24 protein-coding genes are annotated in these 26,898 nt (G+C 68.9%); 16 read left to right on the top strand and 8 right to left on the bottom strand.

The window, feature by feature from the left end; translation table 11 throughout:
- Positions 1 to 41 precede the first annotated feature (41 nt).
- Positions 42 to 965 (top strand): SGNH/GDSL hydrolase family protein, encoded by a 924-nt coding sequence (locus tag ACYVLV_RS17150; RefSeq protein WP_460811879.1) that lies wholly within the window; start codon positions 42 to 44, stop codon positions 963 to 965.
- Positions 966 to 1,018: 53 nt separating this feature from the next.
- On the opposite strand, the gene ACYVLV_RS17145 is transcribed toward ACYVLV_RS17150, so the two are convergent.
- The 3 genes from ACYVLV_RS17145 to ACYVLV_RS17135 form a co-directional block, all read right to left on the bottom strand.
- On the bottom strand, positions 1,019 to 2,590 hold the full coding sequence (locus ACYVLV_RS17145) for an amidohydrolase (RefSeq protein ID WP_460811877.1): 1,572 nt from the start codon (positions 2,588 to 2,590) through the stop codon (positions 1,019 to 1,021).
- Between the two features lie 182 nt (positions 2,591 to 2,772).
- Complete coding sequence (locus tag ACYVLV_RS17140; RefSeq protein ID WP_460811875.1) at positions 2,773 to 5,046, bottom strand: beta strand repeat-containing protein; 2,274 nt, start codon at positions 5,044 to 5,046, stop codon at positions 2,773 to 2,775.
- Positions 5,047 to 5,217: 171 nt separating this feature from the next.
- The gene (locus ACYVLV_RS17135; protein WP_460811873.1) at positions 5,218 to 6,900 is read right to left on the bottom strand and encodes a hypothetical protein; all 1,683 of its coding nucleotides are present in this window, start codon (positions 6,898 to 6,900) and stop codon (positions 5,218 to 5,220) included.
- Between the two features lie 279 nt (positions 6,901 to 7,179).
- On the opposite strand from ACYVLV_RS17135, the gene ACYVLV_RS17130 reads away from it, so the two are divergent.
- From ACYVLV_RS17130 to ACYVLV_RS17120, 3 genes are all read left to right on the top strand, one after another.
- On the top strand, positions 7,180 to 7,758 hold the full coding sequence (locus ACYVLV_RS17130; RefSeq protein ID WP_460811871.1) for a sigma-70 family RNA polymerase sigma factor: 579 nt from the start codon (positions 7,180 to 7,182) through the stop codon (positions 7,756 to 7,758).
- A complete protein-coding gene (locus ACYVLV_RS17125) occupies positions 7,755 to 8,483 on the top strand; it encodes a zf-HC2 domain-containing protein (RefSeq protein ID WP_460811869.1) in 729 nt (242 codons plus the stop codon). Before ACYVLV_RS17130 ends, ACYVLV_RS17125 begins: the two co-directional genes overlap by 4 nt.
- 113 nt (positions 8,484 to 8,596) lie before the next feature.
- Positions 8,597 to 9,955, top strand: a complete 1,359-nt coding sequence (locus ACYVLV_RS17120) for a M1 family metallopeptidase (RefSeq protein ID WP_460811866.1) — start codon at positions 8,597 to 8,599, stop codon at positions 9,953 to 9,955.
- Positions 9,956 to 10,012: 57 nt separating this feature from the next.
- On the opposite strand, the gene ACYVLV_RS17115 is transcribed toward ACYVLV_RS17120, so the two are convergent.
- Positions 10,013 to 10,528, bottom strand: coding sequence for an HTH domain-containing protein (locus tag ACYVLV_RS17115; RefSeq protein ID WP_460811864.1), 516 nt, complete (start codon positions 10,526 to 10,528; stop codon positions 10,013 to 10,015).
- A 61-nt stretch (positions 10,529 to 10,589) separates the two neighbouring features.
- On the opposite strand from ACYVLV_RS17115, the gene ACYVLV_RS17110 reads away from it, so the two are divergent.
- The 5 genes from ACYVLV_RS17110 to ACYVLV_RS17090 all read left to right on the top strand — a co-directional run bounded on the left by ACYVLV_RS17110 (position 10,590) and on the right by ACYVLV_RS17090 (position 15,440).
- Positions 10,590 to 11,006, top strand: coding sequence for a DUF6855 family protein (locus ACYVLV_RS17110; protein ID WP_460811862.1), 417 nt, complete (start codon positions 10,590 to 10,592; stop codon positions 11,004 to 11,006).
- Between the two features lie 78 nt (positions 11,007 to 11,084).
- Positions 11,085 to 12,560, top strand: coding sequence for a carboxyl transferase domain-containing protein (locus ACYVLV_RS17105; protein WP_460811859.1), 1,476 nt, complete (start codon positions 11,085 to 11,087; stop codon positions 12,558 to 12,560).
- A gap of 29 nt (positions 12,561 to 12,589) precedes the next feature.
- Complete coding sequence (locus ACYVLV_RS17100; protein ID WP_460811857.1) at positions 12,590 to 13,042, top strand: hypothetical protein; 453 nt, start codon at positions 12,590 to 12,592, stop codon at positions 13,040 to 13,042.
- A gap of 9 nt (positions 13,043 to 13,051) precedes the next feature.
- A complete protein-coding gene (locus ACYVLV_RS17095) occupies positions 13,052 to 14,029 on the top strand; it encodes an exonuclease/endonuclease/phosphatase family protein (protein ID WP_460811855.1) in 978 nt (325 codons plus the stop codon).
- Positions 14,030 to 14,090: 61 nt separating this feature from the next.
- Positions 14,091 to 15,440 (top strand): HNH endonuclease, encoded by a 1,350-nt coding sequence (locus tag ACYVLV_RS17090; protein ID WP_460811852.1) that lies wholly within the window; start codon positions 14,091 to 14,093, stop codon positions 15,438 to 15,440.
- A gap of 55 nt (positions 15,441 to 15,495) precedes the next feature.
- Here ACYVLV_RS17090 and ACYVLV_RS17085 read toward each other — a convergent pair whose 3' ends face one another.
- On the bottom strand, positions 15,496 to 16,779 hold the full coding sequence (locus tag ACYVLV_RS17085; RefSeq protein WP_460811850.1) for a serine/threonine-protein kinase: 1,284 nt from the start codon (positions 16,777 to 16,779) through the stop codon (positions 15,496 to 15,498).
- Positions 16,780 to 16,899: 120 nt separating this feature from the next.
- Between ACYVLV_RS17085 and ACYVLV_RS17080 the strand changes: the two genes are divergently transcribed.
- The 5 genes from ACYVLV_RS17080 (at position 16,900) to ACYVLV_RS17060 (ending at position 23,369) form a co-directional block, all read left to right on the top strand.
- Complete coding sequence (locus tag ACYVLV_RS17080) at positions 16,900 to 19,749, top strand: alpha/beta fold hydrolase (RefSeq protein ID WP_460811848.1); 2,850 nt, start codon at positions 16,900 to 16,902, stop codon at positions 19,747 to 19,749.
- Entirely contained in the window at positions 19,746 to 20,603 is an 858-nt protein-coding gene (locus ACYVLV_RS17075; RefSeq protein WP_460811846.1) for an ABC transporter permease, read from the top strand. The genes ACYVLV_RS17080 and ACYVLV_RS17075 overlap by 4 nt, the downstream gene beginning before the upstream one ends.
- 89 nt (positions 20,604 to 20,692) lie before the next feature.
- Positions 20,693 to 20,989, top strand: coding sequence for a hypothetical protein (locus ACYVLV_RS17070; protein ID WP_460811843.1), 297 nt, complete (start codon positions 20,693 to 20,695; stop codon positions 20,987 to 20,989).
- On the top strand, positions 20,986 to 22,701 hold the full coding sequence (locus ACYVLV_RS17065) for a WXG100 family type VII secretion target (protein WP_460811840.1): 1,716 nt from the start codon (positions 20,986 to 20,988) through the stop codon (positions 22,699 to 22,701). Before ACYVLV_RS17070 ends, ACYVLV_RS17065 begins: the two co-directional genes overlap by 4 nt.
- Positions 22,698 to 23,369 (top strand): hypothetical protein, encoded by a 672-nt coding sequence (locus ACYVLV_RS17060; protein WP_460811835.1) that lies wholly within the window; start codon positions 22,698 to 22,700, stop codon positions 23,367 to 23,369. Before ACYVLV_RS17065 ends, ACYVLV_RS17060 begins: the two co-directional genes overlap by 4 nt.
- 1 nt (position 23,370) lies before the next feature.
- On the opposite strand, the gene ACYVLV_RS17055 is transcribed toward ACYVLV_RS17060, so the two are convergent.
- Genes ACYVLV_RS17055 through ACYVLV_RS17045 form a run of 3 tightly spaced genes read right to left on the bottom strand, consistent with a single transcriptional unit; the run spans position 23,371 to position 24,887 of the window.
- A complete protein-coding gene (locus ACYVLV_RS17055) occupies positions 23,371 to 23,676 on the bottom strand; it encodes an AzlD domain-containing protein (RefSeq protein ID WP_460811832.1) in 306 nt (101 codons plus the stop codon).
- Entirely contained in the window at positions 23,673 to 24,347 is a 675-nt protein-coding gene (locus ACYVLV_RS17050; protein ID WP_460811829.1) for an AzlC family ABC transporter permease, read from the bottom strand. Before ACYVLV_RS17050 ends, ACYVLV_RS17055 begins: the two co-directional genes overlap by 4 nt.
- 51 nt (positions 24,348 to 24,398) lie before the next feature.
- The gene (locus ACYVLV_RS17045) at positions 24,399 to 24,887 is read right to left on the bottom strand and encodes a hypothetical protein (protein ID WP_460811827.1); all 489 of its coding nucleotides are present in this window, start codon (positions 24,885 to 24,887) and stop codon (positions 24,399 to 24,401) included.
- Positions 24,888 to 25,190: 303 nt separating this feature from the next.
- Here ACYVLV_RS17045 and ACYVLV_RS17040 point away from each other — a divergent pair, with 303 nt between their 5' ends.
- Both ACYVLV_RS17040 and ACYVLV_RS17035 read left to right on the top strand, forming a co-directional pair.
- Positions 25,191 to 25,586, top strand: coding sequence for a hypothetical protein (locus ACYVLV_RS17040; protein ID WP_460811825.1), 396 nt, complete (start codon positions 25,191 to 25,193; stop codon positions 25,584 to 25,586).
- Positions 25,586 to 26,896 carry a hypothetical protein gene (locus ACYVLV_RS17035; protein ID WP_460811822.1) on the top strand — a complete coding sequence of 437 codons (1,311 nt, stop codon included), beginning with the start codon at positions 25,586 to 25,588 and terminating at the stop codon, positions 26,894 to 26,896. Before ACYVLV_RS17040 ends, ACYVLV_RS17035 begins: the two co-directional genes overlap by 1 nt.
- The last annotated feature ends 2 nt before the right edge of the window (positions 26,897 to 26,898 follow it).

Below are 26,898 nucleotides of genomic sequence, written 5' to 3'. Positions count from 1 at the left end.
CTTATTTCCCCGGATCGGGCTGAGCCATTTATCCTGACCCCATGACGCATGGGGTGAGGGCCGGGGTATCACTGCGCGCTCTCGCGAGCGCGGGTGCTGCCGTCCTGGTCGCGGCCCTCGGAGCCTGCACCCCGGCCGATGGCATCGCCGGGGAGAACGACGCCTCGACGGTCGCTGCCGAGACCAGCATGCGCTACGTCGCGATGGGTGACTCCTACACCTCTGCGCCCGGCATTGCCGGGGAGAACAGCCCCGATGGGTGCCTGCGATCGCCGCGAAACTATCCGGCCATGGTCGCCGCCGCTCTGGAGGTCGATGAACTGGTCGACGTCAGCTGCTCAGGGGCACAGACGTTGCAGATGACCCGGACCCACGTGACCGACTCGTCGGTGAAGCCTCCCCAGCTCGATGCGCTGGACGAGGGCACCGACCTGGTCACCCTCAGTATCGGCGCGAACGACTACGGGCTCTTCTCCACCCTGGTCAACCGCTGCACCGCGTTGGCCGCCAAGGATCCGAAGGGATCCCCGTGCGCCGACCACCTCGGCTCGGGGGCCTGGGACCAGCCCACGATGCAGATCGCCCGGATCCGCGATCGGGTCGCCGGGGTCGTGGCGGACATCCAGAGCCGCGCTCCCCGGGCCCGGGTCATCGTCGTGGGCTATCCGCAACTGATTCCCGCCAAGGGTCGGTGCGACGCCCGCATCCCGCTCGCCACCGGTGACTACGCCTACGTGCGCAGCCACCTCGCGGGTCTCTCCGAGTCCATCCAGGCGGGCGCCGAGTTCGCGGGCGCCGAGTTCGTCGACCTGATCGCCGCCAGCGACGGGCACGACGTGTGCTCCAAGCGACCGTGGATGAACGGCGCCGTCGAGAAGCCGGACCGCGCCTCGCCGTACCACCCCTATCCGGTGGAGCAACGCGCCGTCGCCGACCTCATCGTCAGCCGAGTCGGCGCATCTTGACGCTCGAATCGGTTTGACCCGGCGCGTTTTTTCGGACTAGCACCGACTCGGTGTCACAGCGTGGAGTGCACGATCGCACCGTCGACGACGGTGAGGGCAACCTGCATGGAGCGCAGGTGCTTCGCGATGGCGGCGGTGTCGCGGACGGCGGTGCGGGAGTCGACCGGGTCAAGGGGCGGCCCGGGTTCCGCCGCCAGGGGATCGTGGTCCAACAGGACGAGATCGCCCCGAGATCCGAGGTGCACCGTGTGCTGCCCGTCGACCGAGGCGGCGAGAGTCTCCTGGGTGGTGAGTGAGTGCTCGGGGTACCACGCCTCCCGATCGTCGTCGCTACGGTGCACCGCAGCGGCCATGGCCAACCACGGGTCCAGGGCGGCGACCGGCGCATCGGAGCCCAACACCATCTCGACGCCCTCGTCCAGCATCCACCGGAACGCGAAGCAACGGTCACCCCGGCCGGGCCAGATGAGCTCGGTCAGGTCACGATCGTCGAGCAGATGGGACGGCTGCACGCTGGCGCGCAGGCCCAGTTGGTGGATGCGTCGCAGGTCGGCGCGTTTGATGAGTTGGGCGTGCTCGATGGACCCGCGTGCCCCCGTGGCGGCATAGGCGTCCAACGCGGCACTGGCGGCCGCATCGCCGATCGCGTGGGTCGCGACCTCGAGACCGCGCATGTGGGCTCGTGCCAGGAGGTTGCGCAGTTCGTGGGCCGGCAGGTTCGCCGCCCCCGAGGGAGCAGACAGGTTGTCGCCGTCGGCGTAGGGCTGACAACACCAGGCCGTGCGTGTGTTCAGCGACCCGTCGCTGATGATCTTCAGCGGCCCCATCGTCAGACGCGGGTCACCGTCGATGAGTGGGTCGCCGTACCGAAGACCGCGCTCGATGACGTCGTCGAGCCCCTCGGCGTACGTCGCCCTCCTGATCCGGATCAGGTCGCAGCCCTGGGCCCAGCGTTCCACCCAGTCGTCCACACCGCCCACGAACTCGAAGTCGACCATCCCGACGACCCCCTGTGAGGCCGCGGTCTTGATCGTGTCGCGGTACGCCGCGGGGGAGGTCCCGTCCCCGTCGACGAGTTCCCCGAGGACGGCGTAGGCCTCGAACCACTCGTTCTCCCGGACCACGTCCTCCCGGGGCGCCAGCATCAACGCGGCGAGAGCGGAGCTGTTGAGCCAGGCGTGGTGGCAGTCGCCCGCGATCAGGACCACCGGGGTGATGCCCGTGACGGCATCGAGCTCCGACACGGTGGGTTCACGCGCCCACACCCCGGGCCGGTGGCCCAGCGCGATCACCGGGCGGCCCGGCTCGCCCTCGACATGAGCAGCGACGATCGCCAGAACTTCCTCGGGGGACCGGGTGCCGGACAGGTCCAGCCGCTTCCTCGCGAGGGTCCACTGTCCGAGGTGCACGTGCTGGTCCCAGATCCCGGGCATCAGCCAGCGGCCGTCGGCCTGGATCTCCTCGGCATCGGGTCGGTGCAGATCCGCCCCGATATCGATCACCAGGCCATCGGAGACGATGACATCGACGGGGTGCAGGGGGGCCGAGGAGAGGGGCGAGAGGGGAACGATTCGCGCATCACGGATCAGCAGATCCTGGTGCCTGTTGCCGCCCGCCGTACTCATCAGTGCAACGGTAGTGGTCGGACCCAGCGGGGTTCGTGGGGAGGGTGACCTCGCGGCCCCATTTGGCGAACTTCGCGGGCCCATTTGGCGAACTTCGTGGGAGAAGCAGACGTCCCCGGGAGGCGCGGTGGCCGCCCGGGGACGTCTGGTGTTACTGAGTGTCAGTCAGTCGTGCTGGTGGATCACGGACCGACGGGGATGCCGGTTCCGGGAGCGACCACGGTGCCGTTGACCGTCATGACGCCGCCACCCTCTTCGTTGTAGGCGTCATCGCCCTCGCCCTCGGTGCCGGCCGCGTTGGCCGGGGGTCCGAAGGTGATGCCGGTGGCGGTGAAGACGCCGTTCCCGTTCCAGAGCCCGCCACCGTCCTTGGCCGCGGTGTTCCCGGAGACGGTGCCACCGGTGTAGGTCACGTTGGCCGTGCCGCCGGCGTGGATGGCTCCACCGTTCCCCGGGTTCGCGCCCGTGGTGTTGTTGGTGAAGTCCACGTCGGTCAGGACGCTCGAGCTGCCCGTCGCGTTCTCGATGCCGCCACCGGCGCGCTTGGAGGTGTTGGCGTCGAAGTCGGAACCCGACACGGTCAGGTCACCCTTGGTCAGGATGCCGCCACCGGAACCGGCAGCGCCGGTCGCCGAGTTGCCGTCGATCTGGGCGTCGGTGACCGTCAGCGTGCCGCCATCGTCATACAGAGCGCCACCGCCCTGGTCGGCGTCCGCACCGGTCGCGGTGTTGCCCGTGAACGAGGTCCCGTCGACGGTCATGTCGCCGGCCGCCGAGTTCCAGAGGCCACCACCCTCGACGGCGGTGTTGTTGGTGACTGCGCCGTCGGTGATCGTGGCGGTGCTGGCTCCACCGAGGTGCAGGCCGCCACCGTTGCCGGGGGCAGTTCCGACGGAGTTCCCGTCGAGGATCACGTCGGTCAACGTGGCGCCACTCGCTGCCCCTTCGAGGGCAGCAAGTTCGATGCCGCCACCCGCGCGGTTCGCGGTGTTGTTCGACACCGTCGTCTCGTCGACGATCAGTGCGCCGCCCCCCTGGTTGAGGATGCCGCCACCGGAACCGGCAGCCCCGGTGGCGGTGTTCCCGTCGATCTCGCCGCGTAGGACGCCCAGTTCGCCGTCGTTGTAGATGCCGCCGCCGCCACTGTCAGCGGCCGCTCCCCGGGCCTCGTTGTCGGTGATCGACGAGTCAGACACGCCCATCTGACCGGTGGCGGAGTTCCACAGGCCGCCACCCTCGTTGATCGCGACGTTGCCCGACACCTGCGAATCGGCGACACCGACGGTTCCCGCACCGGTGAGGTGCAGCCCGCCACCGTTGCCGGGAGCCGAACCGGTCCCGTTGTTGTTCAGCTTGACGCCGGACAGTGCGGTGGTGCCAGCCAGGGCCTCGATGCCGCCACCGGCGCGCACGGCGTCGTTGTCATTGACCTCGGAGAGACCGCGAACCGTCAGGGCGCCACCGTTGTTGAAGAGTCCGCCACCGGATCCGGCGGACCCGGTTGCGGCGTTCTCGGAGACGATCGACTTGCTCTGCACGAACAGGCTGCCGCCGTCGTTGTAGATGCCGCCGCCGCCCTGGTCCGCGTCGTTGCCGCCTGCGACGTTCAGAGTCACGGTGGAGTCGTTGACGCCCATGGCACCGGTCAAGGAGTTCCAGAGACCGCCGCCCTCGGCGGCGGCGAAGTTGCCGGAGATCGTGGAGCCCTTGAGGACCACGGTGCCGTCACCGGTCGTGTGGATCGCGCCACCGTTGCCGGGCGCGAGACCCGCGTCGTTGCCGGACAGCGTGGACTTCACGACGGCCACGCGACCGCCGTTGGTCTCGATGGCGCCACCGGCGCGCGAGGAGCGGTTGTCGGTCAGCGACGAACGCTTGACCTTCACCTTGCCGTCGTAGTTCACGATCGCGCCGCCGGAGGCACCGTCACCGGTGACCATGCTGTCGCGGATCACGACGTTCTTGAGGACCAACTCACCGGCGTTCCGGATGGCTCCGCCGTCCTCACCGTTGGCGGGCTGGCCCTTCTTCAGGGTTGCGTCCTTGATGACGACCCGGTTGTCGGGTCGGACGTCGAAGATCCGGTCGATGTTCTGACCGTTGATCGTCTTGCCGTTGCCCTCGATCACGAGGTCGTCGAAGACGTCGACGTCGGGGCTGCGGCCCTTCTTGGGGAAGACCACGTTGCCGGTCAGGACGATCTTGTCCTTCCCACCGGAGCGGTTGGCCCGCCGTACGGCCCGGTTCAACTGAGCCAGGTTCTTGACCTCGAAGGTCTTCTTGGGAGGCTGCGCGGCGGCCACGGCAGCGGAGGCCGCGACCGTGGTGGGGACGGCGGAGGCGGCTGCGCCTGCCGCACTCGCCTGAGGGGCGGCGACGGCGAGAGCCGACAGGGTCAACGCCCCAGCCGCTCCTCCCGTCAGGAAACGGACCCGTCGGGTCCTCGGTGTCGTCATCTGTACGTGCCTTTCGATCGCTGCGCCGAGGCGTCATACCCCGGACTGACCATGTGGTCACCTGACGGTGGGTCGCAGGTGTCTACGCGGCTGCCCTGCGCCACGTTCAACGGTCGCTCAAAAAATGTGGAACAGATCACAACGGGCCGATGGGTCCGGATGCGAGCGGGGTCAGTTGCCACTGCCAGGAGCGATGAGGACGCCATTGACCGTCATCACCCCGAAGCCGCCGCCCTGGTTGAACGAGGTGGGACCGGTGGGCGCCGCGTTCCCCGCGAGGCCGATGTCGGAGGCGGTGAAGGTCCCGGTGTTGCTGTTCCAGAAGGCGCCGCCCTCGTTGGCCGCGACGTTGTTCCTGGTGGTGCCGCGGTCATAGGTGACCCGACCGGCGCCGGTGACGTGCACGGCCCCGCCGTTCCCGGGGGCGGACCCCACACCGTTGGCGAGGAAGTCGGTGGCCTCCATCGAGACCTCACCGGCGTTGGTCTCCAGGCCGCCGCCCGCGCGGCGCGCGATGTTGCCCCGGAAGTTGGTGGCGAACAGATCGACCGTTCCCGAGTTGTTCAAGATGCCGCCACCCGATCCGGCAGCGCCCGGAGCGCGGTTCTTCCGGAACGACGTCTTGGTCACGATCAACTCTCCACCGTCGTTGTAGAGCCCACCGCCGCCCTGGTCGGCCGCGTTTCCGTTGGCCCGGTTGTTGTCGATCGTGCTGGAGTCGAGTTCGAAGGTTCCGGTGGAGGAGTTCCACAGGGCCCCACCCTCGGCCGAGGCGAGGTTGCGCCGGAAGTTGGTCGACTCGATGCGGACGTTCCCGGCGCCGGTGAGGTGGAGCGCTCCGCCGTTCCCGGGGTTGGTGCCGGTGCGGTTGCGGAGGAAATCGGAGTCGAGGACGTAGGTGTCGCCCACGTTGACCTCGATCGCCCCGCCGGCCCGGTTCGCGGTGTTCCGCTTCAGTACGGTGTCGGCGACTCGCAGGCTGCCGTCGTTGTTGAAGACCGCGCCGCCCGATCCCGCCGCACCGGTCGCCGCGTTGTCGATCGCGCGCGAGTTCGTCAGGCGCAGCGAACCCCCGTTGTTGTAGACCGCGCCGCCGCCGTTGTCCGCGTCCGATCCACCTGCCCGGTTGTCGAGGAGACGGGTGCGCTGGATGAGGAACCGGCCGTTGGTGGAGTTCCACACTCCGCCGCCGTCGGCCGAGGCAGCATTGGCCTGGACCAGCGAGTCCTTGAGTCGGACCCGTCCGGTGCCGAGGTTGGCGATGGCGCCTCCCGACGCGCCCGGGCCGCGTACGGAGTTGCGGATGATCGTGGACTTCAGCACGATCAGCCGCCCCTTGTTCCGGACCGCGCCACCGCTCTGGTTTCGGGCTGGCTTGCCGTTGGTCAGCGTGACCCGCTTGAGGACCAGTCGGGCCCCGGAGGTGACGTCGAAGACACGGTCGACGTTGTTGGCGCCGATCGTTCGGCCGCGGCCCTCGATCACGAGGTCGTCGGTGATGTCGAGATCGCCTTCGGTGGCGGGCCCCGAGGCACGCCGGCCAGGGTTGAACCGCACGTTGCGGAGCAGTTGGATGCGGTCGGTGCCCTTCCGGTTGTTCGCGCGGACCACCGCACGGCGCAACTGGGAGATGGTGGACACCCGCACTGTCAGGCCAGCAGCGGAGGCCGCGGGGGCCGATGCGACAGCGAGGTTCGCGACGCTCTTCGCGCTCGACGTGGCGGGGCCGGCGGCAGCCGAGGAGGGACTCAGGCCCAGACCGGAGAGGGTCGCTGCCCCCAGAGCTGCTGCGGTGCCCCCGGCGATGAGTCGGGAACGGCCACTCTGGGAGGAGGCATTGTCGAAACGGGTCATCTGGGTCAAACCTCTCGTCGAAACCTGATCGAGCCATGTCGCGCGTCAACTCAGTGTCTCAGCAGACAGACACCGCGCGGTGGGTGTCTGTACGGTCCCGGGTGTCATGACGTTCACGCATACTGGACCGGGCTAGCCAGCCCGGTTCGACTCCGACAGTCTTTGTCGCACCCATCACCGGGTCATTCGGGATAGGTGAACGCCGGACGATCCGGGGACGTACACACTGCCATGGTCGACGTGGCGTTGCATCCGATTGCGCGAAGGGAGCCACCGCCGATGGACGATGCGGCTCCGCGTACGTCGCCCACCTCCGATAACACCCCAGTCGCCGCAGGACTCGCGTCCGAGGAGCAGGTCCATGCGGCCTACCTGCAGCACGGCCCCGAGTTGTACCGCTTCGTCCTGCGCGGGCTCGGCGAACCCGGTGCGGCTCAGGACGTCATCCAGGAGACGTTCCTCAAGGCGTGGCGTTTCGCCGACCGCTACGACCCCGAGCTGTCCTCCTTGAGGGTCTGGCTTTTCGGCATCGCCCGCAACGCGATGATCGACCACGCCCGCTCGGCCAAGGTCCGGCCGTGGCAGGGCGACGTGGTCGACCCACAGGGTGCCCGTGCCCTCAACGAATCCGTCGAGGACACCACCGACTCGTTGTTGACCGGGTGGTTGGTCGAGGAGGCTCTGCGCAGGGTCTCCGAACAGCACCGGGTCGCGCTGGTCCAGACTCACCTGTTGGAACGGCCCTATGACGAGGTCGCCGCCGAACTCGGCGTACCGGTCGGGACACTGCGCAGCCGCGTGTTCTACGGCTTGAAGGCTCTCCGCTCCGCTATGGACGAGATGGGAGTCATGTCGTGACCGACCGCAATCACTACGACCTCCAGCACCAAACGCTGCGCCAGATGCTCGGCTCCTACGCTCTCGGACACCTCAGCGCCTCGGAGCGAGACATGGTCGGCGCGCACCTCGACGGCTGCCCCGACTGCCGCGCGGAACTCGAGGACATCGCCGTCCTCGCGCCGCTGCTGACCCCCATCGACCCGACCCGCTTCACCACCGCGGCGGCACCGGACCCCGGTCTGGGTGACCAGATCCGGGCGGCTCTGGCCCAGGAGACGCGGAACCGCCAGACCGACGAACTGACCCGGCTTCGCGATTCCCGGGACAACCGGCGCAAGCGCTGGACCCGCCTCGGCGTGGTCGCCGCCGCCCTGGTGCTCATCGCCGGGATCGGTGGTGTCGCGATCGGTCGCGCCACGGCTCCCGAGCCCGCCGCGATCCCGAAGGAGCAGATCTCGCTGACCGTGGCGAAGAGTTCCGACGTGCAGATCGACGATGCGTTCCTCGTAGCCCACACCTGGGGTCTCGAACTGCGGATCGCCGCCTCGGGGTTCGAGCAGGGCGCCGCCTACCAGGCCGCCTTCCGCAGCGACACCGGCGAGATGACTCCCGCGGGCGAGTTCATCGGCACCGGAGCCAACCCGATGACGTGCAACCTGCAGTCCGCGATCCTGCGCGACGACGTCAACTCGGTAGTGATCACCGACGCGGCCGGCCGCGTGGTCCTGACCAGCGACCTGTGATGCGGTTTCGTTCTTCTACGGCAGTGGCCGGGGTGCTCTCCTTGGCCGTGCTGACGGCCTGCACAGCGGGCGACGAGAGTTCCGCAGAGTCCACGAGCGAGTCAATCGGTTCCGTGCCATCGCCCAGCGGGGCGCCGTCGAGCGCCGACCTCGAGGTGGCGGTCAACGACCCGCGTGAAGACTCGCTCTACCCCGACGTCGGCGACCCGGGCGTCGACGCCCTGAGCTACGACCTGGACCTGATCTGGGATCCGCAGGAGCGACTGCTGGAAGCCACCGAGACGCTGGTCTTCCGCTCCACCGAGACCGACGAGGGGTTCCAGCTCGATCTCGCGGAGACCCTGCGAGTCGAAGGCGTCACCGTCGACGGGTCCGACGCGGGCTTCGACCACACCGGGAAGGATCTGGTGGTCTCCTCCCCCGTGGAGGAGGACGGACGCTACGAGGTCGAGATCAGGTACGCCGGCACCCCCGAACCCGTGCCGAGCCCGACCGCGCGCAGCGACTTCAACAGCACCGGGTGGAGGATCACCGATGAAGGTGAGACCTGGACGATGCAGGAGCCGTTCGGCGCCTACAGCTGGTACGCCGTGAACGACCACCCCTCCGACAAGGCGCTCTACGACTTCACCCTCACGGTCAACGGTCCGATGGTCGGGGTCGCCAACGGCGAACTGATATCCCGCGACAGCGCCGACGGGCAGACCACGACCCGATGGAGCCTGGTCGACCCCGCGGCGTCGTACCTGGTGACGGTGGCGTTCGGCGAGTTCGAGGTCAGTGACTACACCTCCACGTCCGGGGTTCCCATCACCACCTGGCTCCCCGCCGACCGGGCCGACTCGATCACCGGCCCCGAGACCGCGCCGGCGGCCATGGACTGGCTGGAGGACAAGCTCGGTCCGTACCCCTTCGACACCTTCGGGCTCGTGGTCGTCGACTCCACGAGCGGGATGGAGACCCAGACCATGGTCACCCTCGGGGACTCCTCCTACATCACCTCCCCCGCGGTCGTCCTCCACGAACTGGCCCACCACTGGTACGGCAACACCGTGACGCCCAACGACTGGCGCGACGTGTGGATGAACGAGGGGATGGCGATGTATCTCCAGGGGTGGTGGGAGGCCGAGGACGACGGCATCACCGTTCAGCAGCAGATGGACTTCTGGGCCACCTTCGAGGACGAGGAGCGGCGTTTCGCCGGCCCTCCGGCCGACGCCGACATCGACAAGTTCGGTGCCGGGAACGTCTACTACAGCGCTGCACTGATGTGGCACGAGTTGCGGTCCCTGCTCGGCGAGGAGGCCTTCCTCGACCTCATCCGAGCCTGGCCGGCTGAGCGGGAGAACACCACCTCCGACCGCGACGACTTCCTGGGCTTCATCGAGGAACGCACCGGCGAGGAGCTCAGCGACTTCTTCGACGCCTGGCTACTGGGCAAGAAGACCCCGCCTCGCCCCTCCGCCGGCTGAGCGTCGGTTCCGCTCTGAGCGGACATGCTTGCCCGACCTGCTGGCCGCCTGGCGAAGTCAGCCCTCGGCGTAGAGTTCCGCGCTGCGGCGCGTCCGGTCCGCGACCATGCCGCGCAGGCGTGCAGGCTCCAGCACCTCCACGTGCGGGGCCAACGACAACAGATCCACCACGGCTGCCTCTACTGAGTGCACGCGGAAGGTGGCCTGCCTCCACCCATGGGTGTCGGGCTCCACCGCGCGCCGTACGCGCAATGGCTGCAGCACACCGGTGACCGCCGCCAACCGACGTCCCTCCTCGGAGATCCGGACCAGCGCCCGCACCGGTCGTCCGGGCCCTCGTCGCTCCGGGTCCCACTGCTCGGGGCCGGGCAGGATCGCGGTCGGTCCGAGCAGCTGGAAACCGCCGGCACGCCCCCGAACGGCGTACACGGGAACGCCCGCGCCGGAGAGCTCGTCGAGGTCACGCAGGATCGTGCGCTCGCTGACCTCCAGCTCCCGAGCGAGCTCGCCCGCAGTGACGCGGCCGCGCCGTTGAAGGATCAACATCACGCTCACCAGTCGTCCCGCCCGCATGCAGCCAGTCTCCCAGGAAACACGACATGAGATGTCACCTTTGACTGGTTGACTCATCCCCATGACCTCATCCACCGAAGGCAGCGGCACCCCCGACGATCCCTGGATCCTCACCACCCCTCCCGGCAAGTCCGAGTTCGAGGCCTACCGCGATCCCCAGGCCGACCCACCGGCCCTCGTCGTGCAGGTCGGCACCACTCAACTGCGCTACCACCTGTGCTGCCTCGACGATCTGCCCGCGATGCTGGCCGAGCGGGGCGACTGGGTTCCTCTCGGCAATGCCGACGAGCAGAAACCCGCCGCCGAGGGCACCGTCGAGGCCTGGGGTCGCGACCAGAACAACCCCGTGGGCGGGTGGTACGGCCTGAAGAAGGGTCTACGCGGACGGTTCGGCAACTACGTGCCACCGGTCCTCGAGGTGCTCGGCCTCGCCGAGGTCGAGCACAACGCCCGCAACAACCGGATGCGCGCGCTCTGATCGCGCCGTTCGGTTGCCTAGCGACCAGACCCTGACTTGCGTGTTACCCGGCGTACGCCGAACCACTAACCTGCGCTGGTGAACCAACGCCCCTCCGCGCACGACCTGATCACCCTCGTCCTGGACCCCGATTCCTGGACGTCGTGGGACTCGGCTCCCGAGCGCGGCCCGATCAGCGACGAGTACGCCGCCGAACTGGCTGCGGCTGCCGAGACGAGCGGTGTCGATGAGTCCGTACTGACCGGCGAGGGCCTGATGAAGGGCCGCCGGGTCGCCGTGCTCCTCGGGGAGTTCGGGTTCCTGGCCGGCTCCATCGGGCGAGCGTCGGCCGACCGGCTCGTGGCGTCCATCCAGCGTGCCACCGAGCAGGGGCTCCCGCTGCTGGCCGCCCCGGTGAGCGGCGGCACCCGCATGCAGGAGGGCACCCCGGCCTTCGTGCAGATGGTCCGGATCTCCCAGGCTGTCGCGGCCCACAAGGCGGCCGGCTTCCCCTATCTGGTCTACCTCCGTCACCCGACCACCGGCGGCGTGATGGCCTCGTGGGGCTCGTTGGGTCACGTGACCGTGGCCGAACCCGGTGCCCTGGTCGGCTTCCTGGGCCCACGGGTCTACTCCGCGTTGTACGGCGAGGACTTCCCGCCCGACATCCAGACCTCCGAGAACCTGCACGCCCGCGGGATCATCGACGGCGTCGTGGCCCCCGAGGACATCCAGGACATCCTCGATCGTGCCCTGACCATCCTGCTGGCACCCCGCCAGCAACTGGCGCCGGTGGTCGACCCGCCTCAGGAGCCACTCGCGGATGTCGAGACCTGGGACGCGATCGTCCGCTCCCGGCGGCCCGACCGGCCCGGCGTACGCCGACTGCTGAAGTACGCCGCCTCCGACGTCGTCCCCCTCAACGGCACCGGACAGGGCGAGCAGGATCCCGGCCTGCTGATCGCGCTGGTCCGGTTCGGGGACGCCCCGTGTGTGTTCCTCGGCCAGGACCGCCGCGGCCAGACCCCCGACCACGCCATGGGGCCTGAGGCGCTGCGCGAGGCCCGCCGCGGGTTCCGGCTGGCCTCCGAGCTGGGGCTGCCCCTGGTGACCGTCATCGACACCCAGGGCGCCGCACTCTCCCCGGAGGCCGAGAACGGCGGACTCGCCGGGGAGATCGCGCGCTGCCTGGCCGAGTTGGTGACGCTGCCCGCCCCGACGGTGTGCCTGATGCTCGGGGAGGGGAACGGCGGTGGCGCGTTGGCCTTCCTGCCCGCCGACCGGGTGATCGCCGCCCAGCACGCGTGGCTCTCGCCGCTTCCCCCCGAGGGCGCCAGTGCCATCGTCCACCGCGACCTCGATCACGCCCCCGAGATGGCCCGCGCCCAACAGGTCCGCGCGCAGGACCTGCACGCCCTGGGGATCGTGGATCGGATCGTCGCCGAGTTCCCGGACGCCGCCGACGAGCCCGAGGACTTCTGCCGAAGGGTCGGGTCGGTGTTGGAGTACGAGCTCTCCGCCCTGCTCTCCTCGGGTCCGGGTCGACCCGAGGATCGCGCCAAGCGTTACGGCTGAGCCACCCGTTCATCGGACATCATGGAGGCGTGACCGTCCCGCACTCGCCGCTGATCTCCGCCCACACCGCCTCGACCGGCTTCATGGCCGGGATGATCTGGACCATTCAACGGGTGCACTACCCGCTGTTCGACCGGGTCGGGGTCGACGCCTTCCCCGAGTACGCCGCCGAGCACCAGCAGCGCATCACGTGGATGCTGGCCCTGCCCTGGGCGGTCGAGGGTCTGACCTCGCTGGCTCTGGCGGCCGACCCGCCGGCGGGCGTCGGTCGGGCGCTCCCCCTGGCGGGGTTGGCCGCAGCCGGCGTGGCGGTTGCGACGACGGTCGGTCTGTCGGTGCCCGAGCACACCCGGCTCAGTGACGGGTACGATGCGGACGCCGTACGTCGCCTGGTCCGGACCAACTGGCTGCGCACCGCCGCGTGGTCGGCCCACGCCGGGATCGCGGTGTTGATCGCGGCCCGAGCTCGCCGGCGACCGTAGGGTCACCCCATGTCTCGACGGATCCGTTCGGCCCTGGCCCTCGTCGCCGTCGTCGCTCTCGCCACGGCGGGCGCCGTTCTGACCCTGAACGACGATGAGGCTGCCTCCCCTCCGGGACCGGTCGCGGCGCCCGGCAGCGGACCGGTGGTCGCGCCGGTCCTGCGTTCGCAGGGACGCAACCGACCGGTCGCGGCCACCTTCGGGGTCGCTTCGGCCAACTCCTACCGCTTCCTCGACCTAGAGGACGCCACCGCCGACTGGAATCGACTGACCTCACGACCCGGACTCGACCTGATCGGCTGGCAGGAATCGAAGTCTGCGGAGTTCCGGGAGCTCTACCCGCAGTACCGCGAGCGCGGTTGGGACACCTGGTTCTGGTCCGACCCGCACAGCGGCCCCATCTCGCTCGCGTTCAGCTGGCGCACTGCGACCTTCGACCTCGTCGACGTCGAGACGCAGCGGATGCACAAGGGTGGCTACCCCCGCGAGACCACGCACCCGTTCCCCGCGCGGTGGCTGGTCAAGGCCACGCTGCGGCACCGAGACACCGGACGGACCGTTGTCCTGCTCAACACCCACATCAACTACCACATCGAGACCGGGCAGGGCTTCGAGGACAACCTGAACGCCCGGCGCGCGAAGACCCACCTCAAGAAGCTGGCGGGTGTCTTCGCCGAGACCGCCGCCGATCCGTCGGTCACCGTGATCGGGACCGGTGACTACAACTTCGACTACGCCGACGACTCGACAGCTCGACCGAGCGGCGGCATCACCGATCGCTTCGACGGCATCGCCACCTCGTCGTACGCCGCCCTCGGCCTCGACGGGGTCGCTCCGACGCTTCGCTCCAGGTGGATCGACTACGTGTTCCTGGCCGACGCCTCGGCCGAGCGAGCACAGTTCGCCCAGCACCGTTCCCTACCAGGCAGCCGCTCCGACCACTCGCCACTGGTGGCCCGGATCCGGCTCTACGAGAACGCCGAATAGTTCTCCACAGATTGCCTTGACCCCCTTGCGGTCGAACACATGTTCTACGACAATTGACGGTATGACCCTGGCTCTCGGAACCCTTCAAACGTGGCACCGCCACGCGATGGAGTCCCCGTTGCCGGAAGGCCGCGACGGTGTCACCGACGCCGAACGGGTCGCGATGTTGGAGACGTTGGAGGATCTGAAGAACACGATCTCCGCCCTCCAGGGTGACCTCGCCGTCGACCTCGACACCTCCCAACGAGCTCAGCAGGCAGCGGCCGGGGAACCCGCACGACGGCAGGGACGCGGGGTGGCCCACCAGGTCGCCCTGGCTCGCCGGGAGTCCCCGCACCGGGGGCAGGTGTTCCTCGCCGTCGCCAAAACCCTGCGGGCCGAGATGCCCCACACCGCGGATGCGTTACACACCGGCCGGCTCTCGGAGTACGCCGCGATGCTGATGGTCCGCGAAACCAGTTGCCTCACCGCCGAGGACCGCCGGTGGGTCGATGAGGTGATGTGCGCCGACGAAACCGTGCTGGAAGGGGTCGGGACCCGCCGACTGGTCGGGATGCTCCGATCCCACGCAGCCCGGTTGGACCCGGCCGCGGTGGTCCGTCGGAACCGGAAAGCCGAATCCGAACGCACCGTGTCCTTGCGGCCGGCCCCGGACACGATGTCCTACCTCACCGGGGCACTCCCCGCCACCCAGGGAATCGCCTGCTGGGCGGCGCTCCAGCACGCGGTCGCAGCAGCGAAAGCAGCCGGCGACGAACGGTCCAAGGGCCAGATCATGGCCGACACCCTGGTGGCCCGCCTGACCGGACAGGAACAAGCCGACGAGGCACCGATCACCGTGAACGTGGTCATGTCCGACACCAGTCTCTTCGGCGGCGGACACGAACCCGCCGACGTCCCCGGATACGGACCCGTCCCCGCCGAGATCGCCCGTCACCTGATCGCGAACTCCATGGACTCCGAGGCCGCCCAGACGTTTATCCGGGGCCTGTACGCCGACCCCCACGGCCGCCTGGTCGCGATGACGACCAAACAACGCCTCCACACCGAAACCATTGCCGAGTTCCTGCGCCTACGCGACCAGGGGATCTGCCGCACCCCGTGGTGCGACGCCCCCATCGCCCAGTCCGACCACATCCACCCCGCAAACAACGGCGGTGAGACCTCCGCAGAGAACGGTCAAGGTCTCTGCGAGGCCTGCAACCACGCCAAACAGGCCCCCGGATGGACCCAGACCACCAACCCCCACAGCCGCCGACATCGAGTCGAAACCATCACCCCAACCGGCCACCGTTACACCTCCACCGCACCCAGAGCACCCACACCCGCCAGAGGCCACCCACCACACACCCCCGCCGAACGCGTCGTCGTCGACATCATCCGCGGCTACGAGCTGGTCCTCGGCGCCTGAGCGCCATTCCGGCCCATCACCGAGATGGAGCCCCGTCACATCGCGCAACACCCGGTCAGTCCCGGGTGCAGGCCGCCACGGCGTCGAGGGCATCAGCACGAGTCTCCGGCGACATCTGCTCCTCTTGGAGGTCGATGAAGTCCAGGTCCTCGTCGAAGTGCCCCTCCTCGATCAGGACCTGCAGTCCGGATCGGGCGATCCACTCGTCGGCCACGCAGTCGGCCTCGACCACGTCGCGCGGCAGAGTGGCCGCGATGACTGCGGCCATGTTGTCCCGCGCCCGCTGCCGATCCGGTTCGCTCAACCGGGCCCGCACCGCTGAGGAGTCCTCGGGGCGACCGTCGAGATACCGATCCACGGCGAGGTAGCCACCACCCGCGAGCAGAGCAGCGGCCAGCACTCCCCCGACGACTCGCCACCGCCGGCGCGGCCGGCGCAGAGGCGGCCCACCAGAGAGTCGGGTGGCCGCCACCAGTGGATGCACCGGCCCGGACAGTCGGGCCGCGGCGATCAGATCGGACCGCATCTGCGCCACATCCGGGTAGCGGTCCTCGGGCCGCTTGGCCAGGGCGCGGCGCAGGATGCGGTTGACCTCGTCGACGGCCGGCCCGTCGGGCGCCAGTTGGGGGATCGGCGACTCCACGTGAGCCCGGATCATCTCGTAGTCGGAGGTGCCGGCGTACGGCGGAACTCCGGTCAGCGTCACCCACAGCAGGCAGCCCAGCGAGTACAGGTCACTCGCCGGTCCGGCCACCCCGCCGGTGTGCAGTTCAGGGGCCATGAACCTCGGGGTGCCGACGGTGCCCCCGACGACCGTCAGTCCCGGATCGCGCCCCACCCGCCGGGCGATTCCGAAGTCCGCGAGGTAGGCGTGGAACGCAGAGCCCTGCCGGCGGAGCAGCACGTTGGCCGGCTTCAGATCGCGGTGGATCACGCCGGCTTCGTGCGCCGCGGCCAACCCGTCGGCGATCTGGGCGACGAGGTCGATCCCCGTCGCCATCGGGGGTGGTCCGTGGCGAGCGATGAGCGCGCCCAAATCACCGTCGGGCACGAGCTGGGTGGCGATGTAGAGCCGTCCGTCGACCTCACCGTGCGCGAAGACGGCGACCACGTGCGGTGAGTCCAGGGACGCCTGGCCCTGCGCTTCGGCTCGGAAGCGGGCCCGGAAGGTCGCGTCCCCGTCGATGGCGCGTGAGATCACCTTCAGCGCGACCGAACGGTCCAGGGTGGTGTCGACCGCCTCGAACACCACGCCCATCCCGCCGGTCCCCAGGCGCCGTCCGATGCGGTACGCACCGAACATCTCCCCGGGTGCGGGGTAGTCAGCCTGCGTGGTCACGTGAGTCCTGCCCGAGTTGACGACAACGACCGCCTCCGCGCTCACACTCGGGGAGGCCCGACCACTATAGGAGCCGCACCGTTTTCGCCCCCGTCACCAAGGGTCGGCTTGAATGGACCGATGCAGCCCCGCCGGATCAGTCTGATCCTTCTCGGCCTGATCGTTCCGGCTCTCACCGTGGGTCTCTCCGTCTCCGCACCAATCGCGCCCGCCGCGCAGGCGGCCGAGAACGCCCCTGCCCCGCAGGAGGCGCGGGTGACGGTCGGTCCCGAGGCCGACGGCGCCGAGGTCGAACTCGACACCACCACCTTCCTCCCCGTCGGCGATGGGGAGCACCCGGCGGTCCTGTTGACCCACGGCTTCGGCGGCTCCAAGGACGACGTCGTCGACCAGGCCACCGACCTCGCCGACGCGGGGTACGTCGTGTTGACCTACTCCGCCCGCGGCTTCGGCGCCTCCGACGGTCTGGTGCACGTGGCCGACCCGGACTACGAGATCGCCGACTCCCGAGCCCTGATCGACGTGCTCGCCGAGCGGGACGACGTCGTGATGGACTCCGACGGCGACCCGCTGGTGGGGCTGGTCGGGGCGTCGTACGGCGGCGCCATCGCGTTGATGACCGGGGCCACCGACGATCGGGTCGACACCGTCGCGGCGGCGATCACCTGGAACGACCTTGCCGATGCCTTCTTCCCGCAGAACGTGCTCGCCCAGGACCCCGGGGCCACCGGCGCGCCCGCCGAGGTCGACCCGATCGACGTCACCGGTCCGTTGAAGCAGTCGTGGACCTCGCGGTTCTTCCTCGGCACCGCCGCCCAGGGTGCGTCGGCCGGCCAGCCCGGAGGGACCGGCAACCCCGTCTGCGGTCGCTTCGCCCCCGAGGTCTGTGAGCCGTTCCTCAAGGCCGCCGACACCGGACGGCCCAACGCGAAACTGCTCGAACTGCTTGCGGCCCACAGCCCGGCCCCGCTGCTCGAGGGCCTCACCGCGCCGACGTACCTCATCCAGGGCATGGCCGACTCCCTCTTCGGGGTCGAGCAGGCCGACGCCACCGCCCGCACCCTGGCCGACCAAGGGACCCCCGTCGCCGTGCGGTGGATGGACGGCGGGCACGACGGAATCAGCAGCACCGCCGACGACGACCTGGCGTCCGTGGAGACCTGGTTGGCGGCGTACCTGGATCCCGCTGCCGACCCCGACTTCGAAGCTGCCGCGGTCGATCTCCCCCTGCCCCCGTTCGTGTTCGCCGAGACCCGCAGCCCCCGTCAGGACTCGGCCGATCTGGCGCGCACCGATGAGTACGTCGACACCGCCACCTGGGAGTCCGTCGAGATCGACGACGCGTCCCAACCGGTGTTGAATCCTCCCGGCGGGCAGCCCTCGTCGATCACCACGGTCCCGGGCATCGGCGGGTCGCTCGGCGACTTCTCCGACCTGCTGTCCACCTACGCGCTGGCCGCTCTTCCGGGCCAGTCGGCCGCCTTCGACACCCCCGCCTTCGAGGACTCCGAGACCTACGTCGGCACTCCGCGCGTCACTCTCTCGGTCACCTCGACCAATCCGTCGGCCACGTTGTTCCTCAGCCTCTGGCAACTCCCCGGGGGTCCCGGCTCCGACCAGGCCGAACTGCCACGCCGCGTGGTCTCCCCGATCACCGTCCCCACCACCCCCGGCGAGGCCACGGAGGTCGAGGTCGCCCTGCCTGGCGGCACCTGGGAGGTCTCGTCCGGGGAGTCGCTGCGGGTGCTGGTCACCAGCACCGACCAGACCTTCGCCGCACCCCGCCAGGCCCGGGCCGACCTGGTCTCTCTGACCGATCTGCGGATGCCCACCGTCGAGTCCACGCCGATCCCCGGAGCCGGGAGCGGCAACCGCGACACCGAGAGCATCGTGGTCCTCACCGCGATGGGGCTGCTGGCTCTCGGCCTCCTCGTCGCCGCGGCGCTGCGTCGCCGCCGCCGTCGCCTGACACCCCGCGACGAGTCCCTGGCCGACGTACCCCTCGTGATCGACTCACTGGTCAAGACCTACTCCGACGGCCACCGCGCGGTCGACAACGTGTCCTGGCGCGCCGAGCGTGGGCAGGTCGTCGGCCTCCTGGGTCCGAACGGGGCCGGCAAGACCACCACGCTGCGGATGGTGATGGGCCTGATCCGTCCCGACTCCGGCGCCGCGCACGTCCTCGGCGACCGGGTCGAGGCCGGATCACCCGTCTTGGCTCGCGTGGGTGCCCTCATCGAGGGTCCCGGCTTCCTGCCCCACATGACGGGCATGGACAACCTGCGCGCCTACTGGTCCGCGACCGGCCGATCCGACGCGGAGGCGGGGTACGACGAGGTGCTCGAGGTCGCGGCCCTCGGCGGCGCGGTCGACCGACCGGTGCGCACCTACAGCCACGGGATGCGGCAACGGCTGGGCATCGCCCAGGCGATGCTAGGGCTGCCGGAGGTGCTCGTACTCGACGAACCCACCAACGGCCTCGACCCGCCGCAGATCGCTGGACTACGACCCATCCTGGCGCGGTACGCCGCCGCCGGGCGCACCGTCGTGGTGTCCAGCCACCTGCTCTCGGAGGTGGAGCTGACCTGCACCCACGTGGTCGTCATGCACGCCGGTCGGGTCGTCACCACCGGGACGGTTGCGGAACTCGTCGACAACGCCGACACCACGGTGATCACGCTCGACGCGGGCTCCGAGGCCGAGCGGGCCGCCACGACACTTCGCTCCATCGCCGGGATCGACGAGGTCGAAGCGGTCGAGGACCCCACCGAACCGCATGTGGTGGTCACCTCCTCGCTGGCCCGGGCCGAGGTGGTCCGTGAGGCCGCCGACGCCGGCCTACCCATCGTCGGAGTGTCCAGCCGACGTCACCTCGAAGAGGTCTTCCTCGGGGTGATCGCCGCCGCCGCCACCGGCGACGGGCCCCCCGGTGCGGGCCGCTCTGACCTACGACAGGTGCGTTCGCGATGACCCATCTCCAGACCCCTCCCACGACCACCTCGACGAAGACACACACCGCGTTGTCCTGGCGGGCCGAGGCACGTCGCCAACTGAGCCGGCGACGAACGCTGTGGTCCTTCGTCCTGATCGTGGCCCTGCCGCTCATCATCGTCGGGGCCTTCGCGATCGGTGACGGCAACAACGACGGCGGCGAGGACCGGTTCGTGTCCCTGGCCACCTCGGGTGCCGCCAACTTCACCGTCTTCTCGTTGGCCGTTTCTTCCTCGTTCCTGCTCGTTGTCCTCGCCGCCCTGTTCGTCGGGGACTCGGTGCCCTCCGAGGCGTCCTGGTCGACGTTGCGCTACTTGCTGCTCGCGCCCGTGCCCCGCAACCGGTTGCTCACCAGCAAACTCGTGGTCGGCCTGGCGACGATGGCGCTCGCGGTGGTGACCCTGGTCCTCTGGTCGCTGTTGGTGGGGTGGGTCTTCTACGGGTCCACCTCGTTCACCAGCCTGTCCGGGGGGACGATCGATTGGGGTTCGATGGCGCCACGGCTACTCGGGGTCACGGCGTACGTCGTGGTCTCGCTACTCCCCGTCGGCGCGATCGCCTTCGCCCTGGGAGTCCGTACCGATGCGCCGCTCGCCGCGGTGGGTGGTGCGGTGATGGTGACGATCGTGGCCTCGATCCTGGGTCAGATCGGCAACCTCGGCGCGATCCGCAGCGGGCTCCCGCTCTTCTACTCCAGCGCCTGGTTCGACCTGCTCCGCCCCGCGATCGACTACACCGACCTGCGCCACGGGGTGCTGTGGTCGTTGCTCTACACCGGCACCTTCGTCAGCCTCGGCTACACCCTGTTCCGCCGCAAGGACATCCTCAGCTGAAACGAGTCGACCTGGGACACGTTTACGATGGTGGAGTTGCGGGAATTCCTACTGAGTGCCACATGCGTCCAGGTCGAGAGGTTGAACGGATGAGTGACCTCCGGGTCTCAGCCGAGGCGCTGCGGACCTTTGCGAACGCCGGACGAGACGTCGACGACGAGGTGTCGGACCTGATCGCCACGGCGCTCGGGGCCGAGTTGAGTTCCGCCCTCGACGGGTCGCAGACCGGGGTCACCGCAACCGGTATCGGCGGCACCGGTCGTGAAGCCCTCTCCGCCGTGGGTGGTCGCTTCGCCACCATCGCCGATCGGGTGACCAGCGCGGCCGAGGACTACTCCACCACCGACGACCACGTCGGCACCCGATTCGGGCTCGGCCCTCGATGACGCTGACGCTCTCCCAGATCCAGTCATGGCGTCCGGAGTCGATGCGGGAGGTGGCCTCGACCCTCGACGCCCGTTTGGATCGTCTGGAACAGCGCTTACGTCGCGCGGAGCAGGACCTCGACGAGGTCACCTCGTCGTGGGACGGCCACGCCTCGGAGGCCATGAGCGGGCAGGTGCAACGCGAGATCCGAAGTGGACGGCGAGTCCAGTACCGCGGGGAGGACATCGCCGATGCGCTGCGTTCCGGGGCCGGTCGGTTGCAGTCGGTGCGCGATCACCTGTTGGCCCGGGTCGGCGACGCCCGAGGCGCTGGGTTCACGGTGAGCGACACCTGGGAGGTCCGCGATCCGCGGAAGTACCAGCTCCTGACCGACCTCGCCGAGCGTGTGGGGAATGCGGGCCTGGTCGCCGCTCACGCCGAGTCGATCGGTCGGGCTCTTCAGCAGGTCTACGACGAAGATCATCAGGTCTCGTTCGCCGTCGACAGCGCGTTGGACGAGTGGCGGGCCACCGGCATCGATGCCGCCACGGGTGAGGACTACGCGCCACCAGCGGTGGGGTCGCTGGACGACGACGAAGCGGCAGCGCTGTTCGCCTCCGACGACTTCCGGCGTTGGACCGAACGGCATCCCGACGCGGCCAAGTCCTACCTCGATCGAGCCGTGGACCAGGGGCGCCTGGATCCGCACAGTCCGCTCTACACCCGCTTCATCGACGACTACTGGGACGGCGTGGCGCTGGAGGCCGCAGGGATCGAGGCGGGGACCTGGGACGTCACCCGTGGCGCGGCATACAACTCCGAGACCATCACCGCGGTCTACGAGTACTACGGCAACCTGTTCCTGGAGAACCCCGAGATGACCTGGGCCGGGATGGCGAACCTGATCGGACCCAGCTTCGCCGGCGGCTTCTACGACCTGGACATGGTCCGCTCCTGGGCCCAGTCGGTAGAGGGCGGGATCGACCGGGTGCCGGACCTGCCTGGATCGGTGGACGACGATCTCAGGGAACGACTCGGTGGGTTGGCCTCACTGAGCGATGAGGACCTCAACTACTACCAGACGACCCTGCTGGCGATGCAGAAGGAGATCTTCCTCGACCAGGCCTCCATGCACGAGGCCTACTTGCTGGGGGGCACCGCCGAGATCGACCGGATGACCGACGCAGGCCTGCTCGACGCCGGCACCCGGAACGCCTGGCGCGACATCGACGAGGGCCAACGGACCGGCGATCAGGAGCTGATCGACCGAGGCAACAAGCAGTTGCTCTACCGCGAACAGTGGGACATCATCGCCGACGACTACGACCGGATGCGTGATCACAGTCCGACCGGGGACCTGGTCACGTGGGGAATCACCGCGGTGGGAGCACCGTCCATCCCCGAAGCCCAGGGGTACGCCGACGTCTTCCCCGAGGTGATCGACCTCGGCGACACCCCGCGAAACATCGGTCCTCTACTTCTTCCGAGCACGAGTCTCGGCGAGGTGGTGACCCCACTGCCGGACGGCAACATCGCCAACGCCGAACAGCGCTGGAATCTGATCGAGGAGGACACCCTGCCCGCGTATCTCGACCTGGTCCACGACGATCCCGACCGACTGCGGGATCTGGTCGCCTCGGACTTCGACGAACGCGTCGAGCAGTCCCGTCCCTCCAACAACATCGGCGATATCGCCGAGGACTTCCTCACCGACTGGCAGTACCGCCGATGAGGATCTGGAAGGCCCTTCGCGCGAAGCTGTCCGTGCTGACGGTCGTAGTCTTGATGGCCACGAGTTGCACCTCGCAGGAGCCCACGACCGACCCGACCTCTGGAGCCGATCCCTTGTCCGACACCCAGTCCCGTCTCGATGACGACGGCATCGCCGCCATCAAGGCTTCCGGCGCCGCCCGACTCGATCTGCAGGACCACTCCATCGAAGCGAGCGAGGTCGGGATCGAGGCCGGCCGGATGGGTCCGATCATCGGTACGGCCGGCGGGCCGGTGATCGACCTGACGCTCATCGGACCCCAGGGCGAGGACACCATCGAGACCTCGGTCTTCGGGGTCCAGTTCGACACCGACGGTTCGGGACTCTCCGTCACGTGGATCACGTCCTACGAGTCGGGTGAGGGCCTCGCCGCGCTACGCGAGGAACGCCGCCGCTGGGGCCTGCGCGAGGCGGACCTTCAGTTCCTGGCCGAGGAGGTCGAGCTGGGAGGCGAGTTCGACCGAGTCCTGGGACCGGGGGTGGCCGAGACCGGCCTGGTCATGTCGACCACCGCCCAGTTCGGCCAGCGCGACGTGGTGAAGTTCGAGGTCATGCTCGCCGACGGGTACTACACCCCGGAGGCGCTGGCCCAGATCGAACGCGGGGAGATCCCGGACCTGCCCCGCTGACTCACCCCATCGCGCGCAGACCGGCGGTGACCACGGCCGCCGCGAGCACGGCGACGAGCACCGGGGCGCGCTTCCACAGCAACAACCCACCGACAGCGACCCCCACGGTGGTCGCGTCCACGGTCAGACGATCGCCGTCGGCCAGGGCGGAGGTCACCACCAGCGCCGCCAACACCGCCGCGGGCATCACGACGATCACCCCGTTGAACCGGGGCGGAAGTGCCCGACCGCCGAGGACCACCGGTCCGACCGCCTTGATGGCGGCCGTCAACACCGCCACGACAGCGATGAGAATCCAGAACGTCATCGCGGCCCTCCCCTGGCCAGTCCGAGCAGGGCGGTCACGGCCGCGGCGAGAACGGGGATTCCGGGAGGGGTGAAGGGAACCAGAGCCAGCGCGATCACCGAGCCCCCGAGTGCGATGACTCGCATCCGCCGATCACGCAACTCAGCGATCAGCAGGGCTAGGAAGAACGTCGGATAGATCGCGTCGAAACCCCACCGATCAGTGTCGCCGAGTAGTTGACCACCCAACGCCCCGGCCATTGTGCCGACCACCCACCCGACGTACAGCGGCAGGGTGGCTCCGAACAGCACCCACCGGTCGAAGGTCCCGTCGCCGCGGTTGGCCATCACCCACGACGGATCGACCACGGTCTGGCCCTGGAGCCCGCGACGGACCGCACGCCCCGGAAGGGACGGCGCCAAGGCGATCCCCATGGCCAGGAAGCGGCTGTTCATCAGTCCCGCAGCGGCCACGGCGGGCACCAGTCCGCCGCCGGCTCCCAGGATGGCCACGGAGGCGAACTGGGCCGATCCGGCGTGGACCACGGCCGACATGACGATGGCCTGGAGCGGGGAGAGGCCGGCATCGACGGCCACCACCCCGAAGGACATGGCCAGCAGAAAACTCACCAGCGAGAACGACAGGCCCAGGCCCACCCCGCGTCGGAATCTCCTGCGGTGGTCCTCGGTCACTCCGCAACGCTAGTGCGAGCGGGTTCGTCTTGTGCACCGGGTCCTCGCGAGTCAGCGCAACTCCATCGTCGACAGCACCGACTCCACCACCGCGCGGCGTTCCTTGGCCGGGGTCGTCCGCTCCTGGAAGATGAACTTGATCTGGTAGACGTAGTCCTCGGTCTGCACCCCGAAGCCCTCCAGCCACGCAACGCTGTCGATCATCCCAGCGACGTGGAACATCTTGACCCCTGCGACGGTGACGGGCTTCAGCGTTTTGGGACGGATGACGAACCCGTTGTCAGCATAGAAATACCCCCTGGTCTCTGCCAGCGGATCGGCCCCACTGGCCACTGGTATTGCCGACATCGCAAGTTCTCGGAAGTCGTCTACCGTGTCGCGGGAGTTGAACCCATCCTTCTCGTCGATCGACAATTGGTAGGTCTTCGGGATGTGAACGGTGAAACCCTCGACGCTCGTGATCTCCTTCATCCCCGCAGCAACCGACGGCGGCGCGGAGGCCGTCGCCGACAAGGAGTCCGAAGGCGCCGGATCACTCACGGTGGCCGACTCGGTGGGCTCCGGTTCGCCAGCGGAGGGGGACGAGTCGCCCGAGCAACCCACCGACAACGCAGCCACTGCCATGTTCGAAATCACGATCGTCCCGAGACGTCGTCCCACCAACATTCCATCTCCTTTGATGTGCGCGATCCTCCGGTGCGGACCCGTGATGCATCCTAAAGGCCCTCAATTGACGTGCCGATCAATTGGCCCTCACCCCAAGGTCGATCTAGGTTTGGAAACGAGGGGCTCGGGGCATAGTGCCTCTTGGACAGCTCAACCACTTCTCAGGGGATCAACGACATGGTCATTCCGATCGGAATCGCTGCGGGTGCCGTCATCGGTGGCATCGGCAATGCGCTGAAGAACTTCGGGCTCGACGACGACACCATCGACCCCATCATCACCTTCCTGACCGAAGGACTCAACGATCTGCCCGAGGCCCCTGCGGACGTCAAGCCCGGAGAGTTCGGCAACTTGGTCACCGGACAGCAGATGGCCTATCACACCGCCAACGCCCGACAGTTCATGCTCGAGACCTACGAGGACATGCGCCAGATCCTCAGTAGTCGGGCCGAGGACGTCGAGGCGTTCGCCCGAGACACCGAGGACGTTGACCTCGGCACCTCGATCAATCTGCTGCGACTTCGCACGGCCGTCACCGAGCACGGCGCGGGCTCCGACAGGGGGGACGCCTGATGGGGATCAGACAGGCCCGACTGACCGAGGCCGTTACCCAGGCTAAGTCCCAGACGGTCGATGCCGCCGCGACAGACTGGAGCGACGGTTCCGACCGGCTCGCCAAGGTGGCCTCCCGACTACGGCAAGCCGCCCAGTTGGCCGCCGACGGCATCGACGGCGACACCGGCCCCGCGATGGCTGCACGCTTCACCGAGGCAGTCGACCTGTTGAATGAGCGCTCACGGCAGATGAGGGCCGGGGCCGATGCGTTACGACAGACCAAGTCAGCTATCGATATCGCGGTCGACGAACACGCCAAGATCGCCACCTCCGAAATCACGCCCCAGTCCTACCGGCAGCCGGACGGCTGGTCGGACATGACCGAGATGCAGAAGAAGGCGGACCGCGACGCCCACGACCGCGGGCAGGCTTCCGCGATGGCGGACGAGGAAGCCAAGCGTGAAGAACAAGCTCGCATCGTGACCGAGAGTTTCGAGCGGCGCTACGAGACGCCCATCGAGACGATGAAGAACATCTACGGCTACCAAGAACCCCCTCCGCCGCCAACCGGTGGTGGCGGGAGCGGAGGTTCTTCGTCCGGCGGTAGTTACACGCCACCCACCGGCGGCTCGACCGGGGTCCCCACCCTCCACGGGTCAGGCGGCACCATCGGTCATTATCCGCAGACCGACCACGATGGTTCCTCGCAGACGGACACTCCGACGGATCCCGATTCGACGGGCGGCGACTCGCACGATCCCTCGCTGCTCACGGGCTCCTCTACGCAATCTGTCCCCACGACACCTACCTCGGGTGCCAACGGCGAGGCGATCCCGCCGGTGTCGACCAGCGGACCGGGCGGCGGAGTCTCGCCCGGAGTGCTCGGTGGCGTGGTCGGCGGTATCGCCGGAGGCGCTGCCCTGGGTGCGATCGCCCGCAACGGTGGGATGTCTGGACTGCTCGGCAAGGGCTCGTTGAGCAGCCGGGGAGTGGCGCCGATCGGTGGCTCCTCCAAGGGGTCCTCCGGAGTCCTGGGTCGTTCCGGCGCCGGCACGGGAGCCGCTGGTCGCGGAGCTGGCTCGGCCGGTCGCGGCGCCGGTGGCGCCGGTGGTGCCGGACGTGGTGCCGGGGCTGCGGGCCGAGGCGCAGCTGCCTCCGGTCGCGGCGCGGGTGGCCGTGGAGCCGGTGCCGGTCGCGGCGGCGCAGCCGGAGCGGGCGGACGTGGAGGCACGTCCAAGGACCAGAAGAAGGGATCCGACCAGGACCGCTTCGACGACGGCCAGGACTGGCTCGACGACGACGGGGTCGGTCCCGCCGTCCTCGACTGACC

The sequence above is a fragment of the Nocardioides salsibiostraticola genome (assembly GCF_054783655.1).
This window is presented reverse-complemented; position numbering and strand designations above follow the sequence as displayed.

Bases quoted from the DNA above. Each gene is read 5' to 3' on its own strand.
- ACYVLV_RS17115 (WP_460811864.1), bottom strand. From the start codon at position 10,528: ATGCGGGCGGGACGACTGGTGAGCGTGATGTTGATCCTTCAACGGCGC.
- ACYVLV_RS17055 (WP_460811832.1), bottom strand. From the start codon at position 23,676: ATGACGTTCTGGATTCTCATCGCTGTCGTGGCGGTGTTGACGGCCGCC.
- ACYVLV_RS17090 (WP_460811852.1), top strand. From the start codon at position 14,091: ATGACCCTGGCTCTCGGAACCCTTCAAACGTGGCACCGCCACGCGATG.
- ACYVLV_RS17130 (WP_460811871.1), top strand. From the start codon at position 7,180: ATGGACGATGCGGCTCCGCGTACGTCGCCCACCTCCGATAACACCCCA.
- ACYVLV_RS17035 (WP_460811822.1), top strand. From the start codon at position 25,586: ATGGGGATCAGACAGGCCCGACTGACCGAGGCCGTTACCCAGGCTAAG.
- ACYVLV_RS17150 (WP_460811879.1), top strand. From the start codon at position 42: ATGACGCATGGGGTGAGGGCCGGGGTATCACTGCGCGCTCTCGCGAGC.
- ACYVLV_RS17075 (WP_460811846.1), top strand. From the start codon at position 19,746: ATGACCCATCTCCAGACCCCTCCCACGACCACCTCGACGAAGACACAC.
- ACYVLV_RS17145 (WP_460811877.1), bottom strand. From the start codon at position 2,590: ATGAGTACGGCGGGCGGCAACAGGCACCAGGATCTGCTGATCCGTGAT.
- ACYVLV_RS17040 (WP_460811825.1), top strand. From the start codon at position 25,191: ATGGTCATTCCGATCGGAATCGCTGCGGGTGCCGTCATCGGTGGCATC.
- ACYVLV_RS17070 (WP_460811843.1), top strand. From the start codon at position 20,693: ATGAGTGACCTCCGGGTCTCAGCCGAGGCGCTGCGGACCTTTGCGAAC.
- ACYVLV_RS17135 (WP_460811873.1), bottom strand. From the start codon at position 6,900: ATGACCCGTTTCGACAATGCCTCCTCCCAGAGTGGCCGTTCCCGACTC.
- ACYVLV_RS17110 (WP_460811862.1), top strand. From the start codon at position 10,590: ATGACCTCATCCACCGAAGGCAGCGGCACCCCCGACGATCCCTGGATC.
- ACYVLV_RS17060 (WP_460811835.1), top strand. From the start codon at position 22,698: ATGAGGATCTGGAAGGCCCTTCGCGCGAAGCTGTCCGTGCTGACGGTC.
- ACYVLV_RS17095 (WP_460811855.1), top strand. From the start codon at position 13,052: ATGTCTCGACGGATCCGTTCGGCCCTGGCCCTCGTCGCCGTCGTCGCT.
- ACYVLV_RS17140 (WP_460811875.1), bottom strand. From the start codon at position 5,046: ATGACGACACCGAGGACCCGACGGGTCCGTTTCCTGACGGGAGGAGCG.
- ACYVLV_RS17080 (WP_460811848.1), top strand. From the start codon at position 16,900: ATGCAGCCCCGCCGGATCAGTCTGATCCTTCTCGGCCTGATCGTTCCG.
- ACYVLV_RS17065 (WP_460811840.1), top strand. From the start codon at position 20,986: ATGACGCTGACGCTCTCCCAGATCCAGTCATGGCGTCCGGAGTCGATG.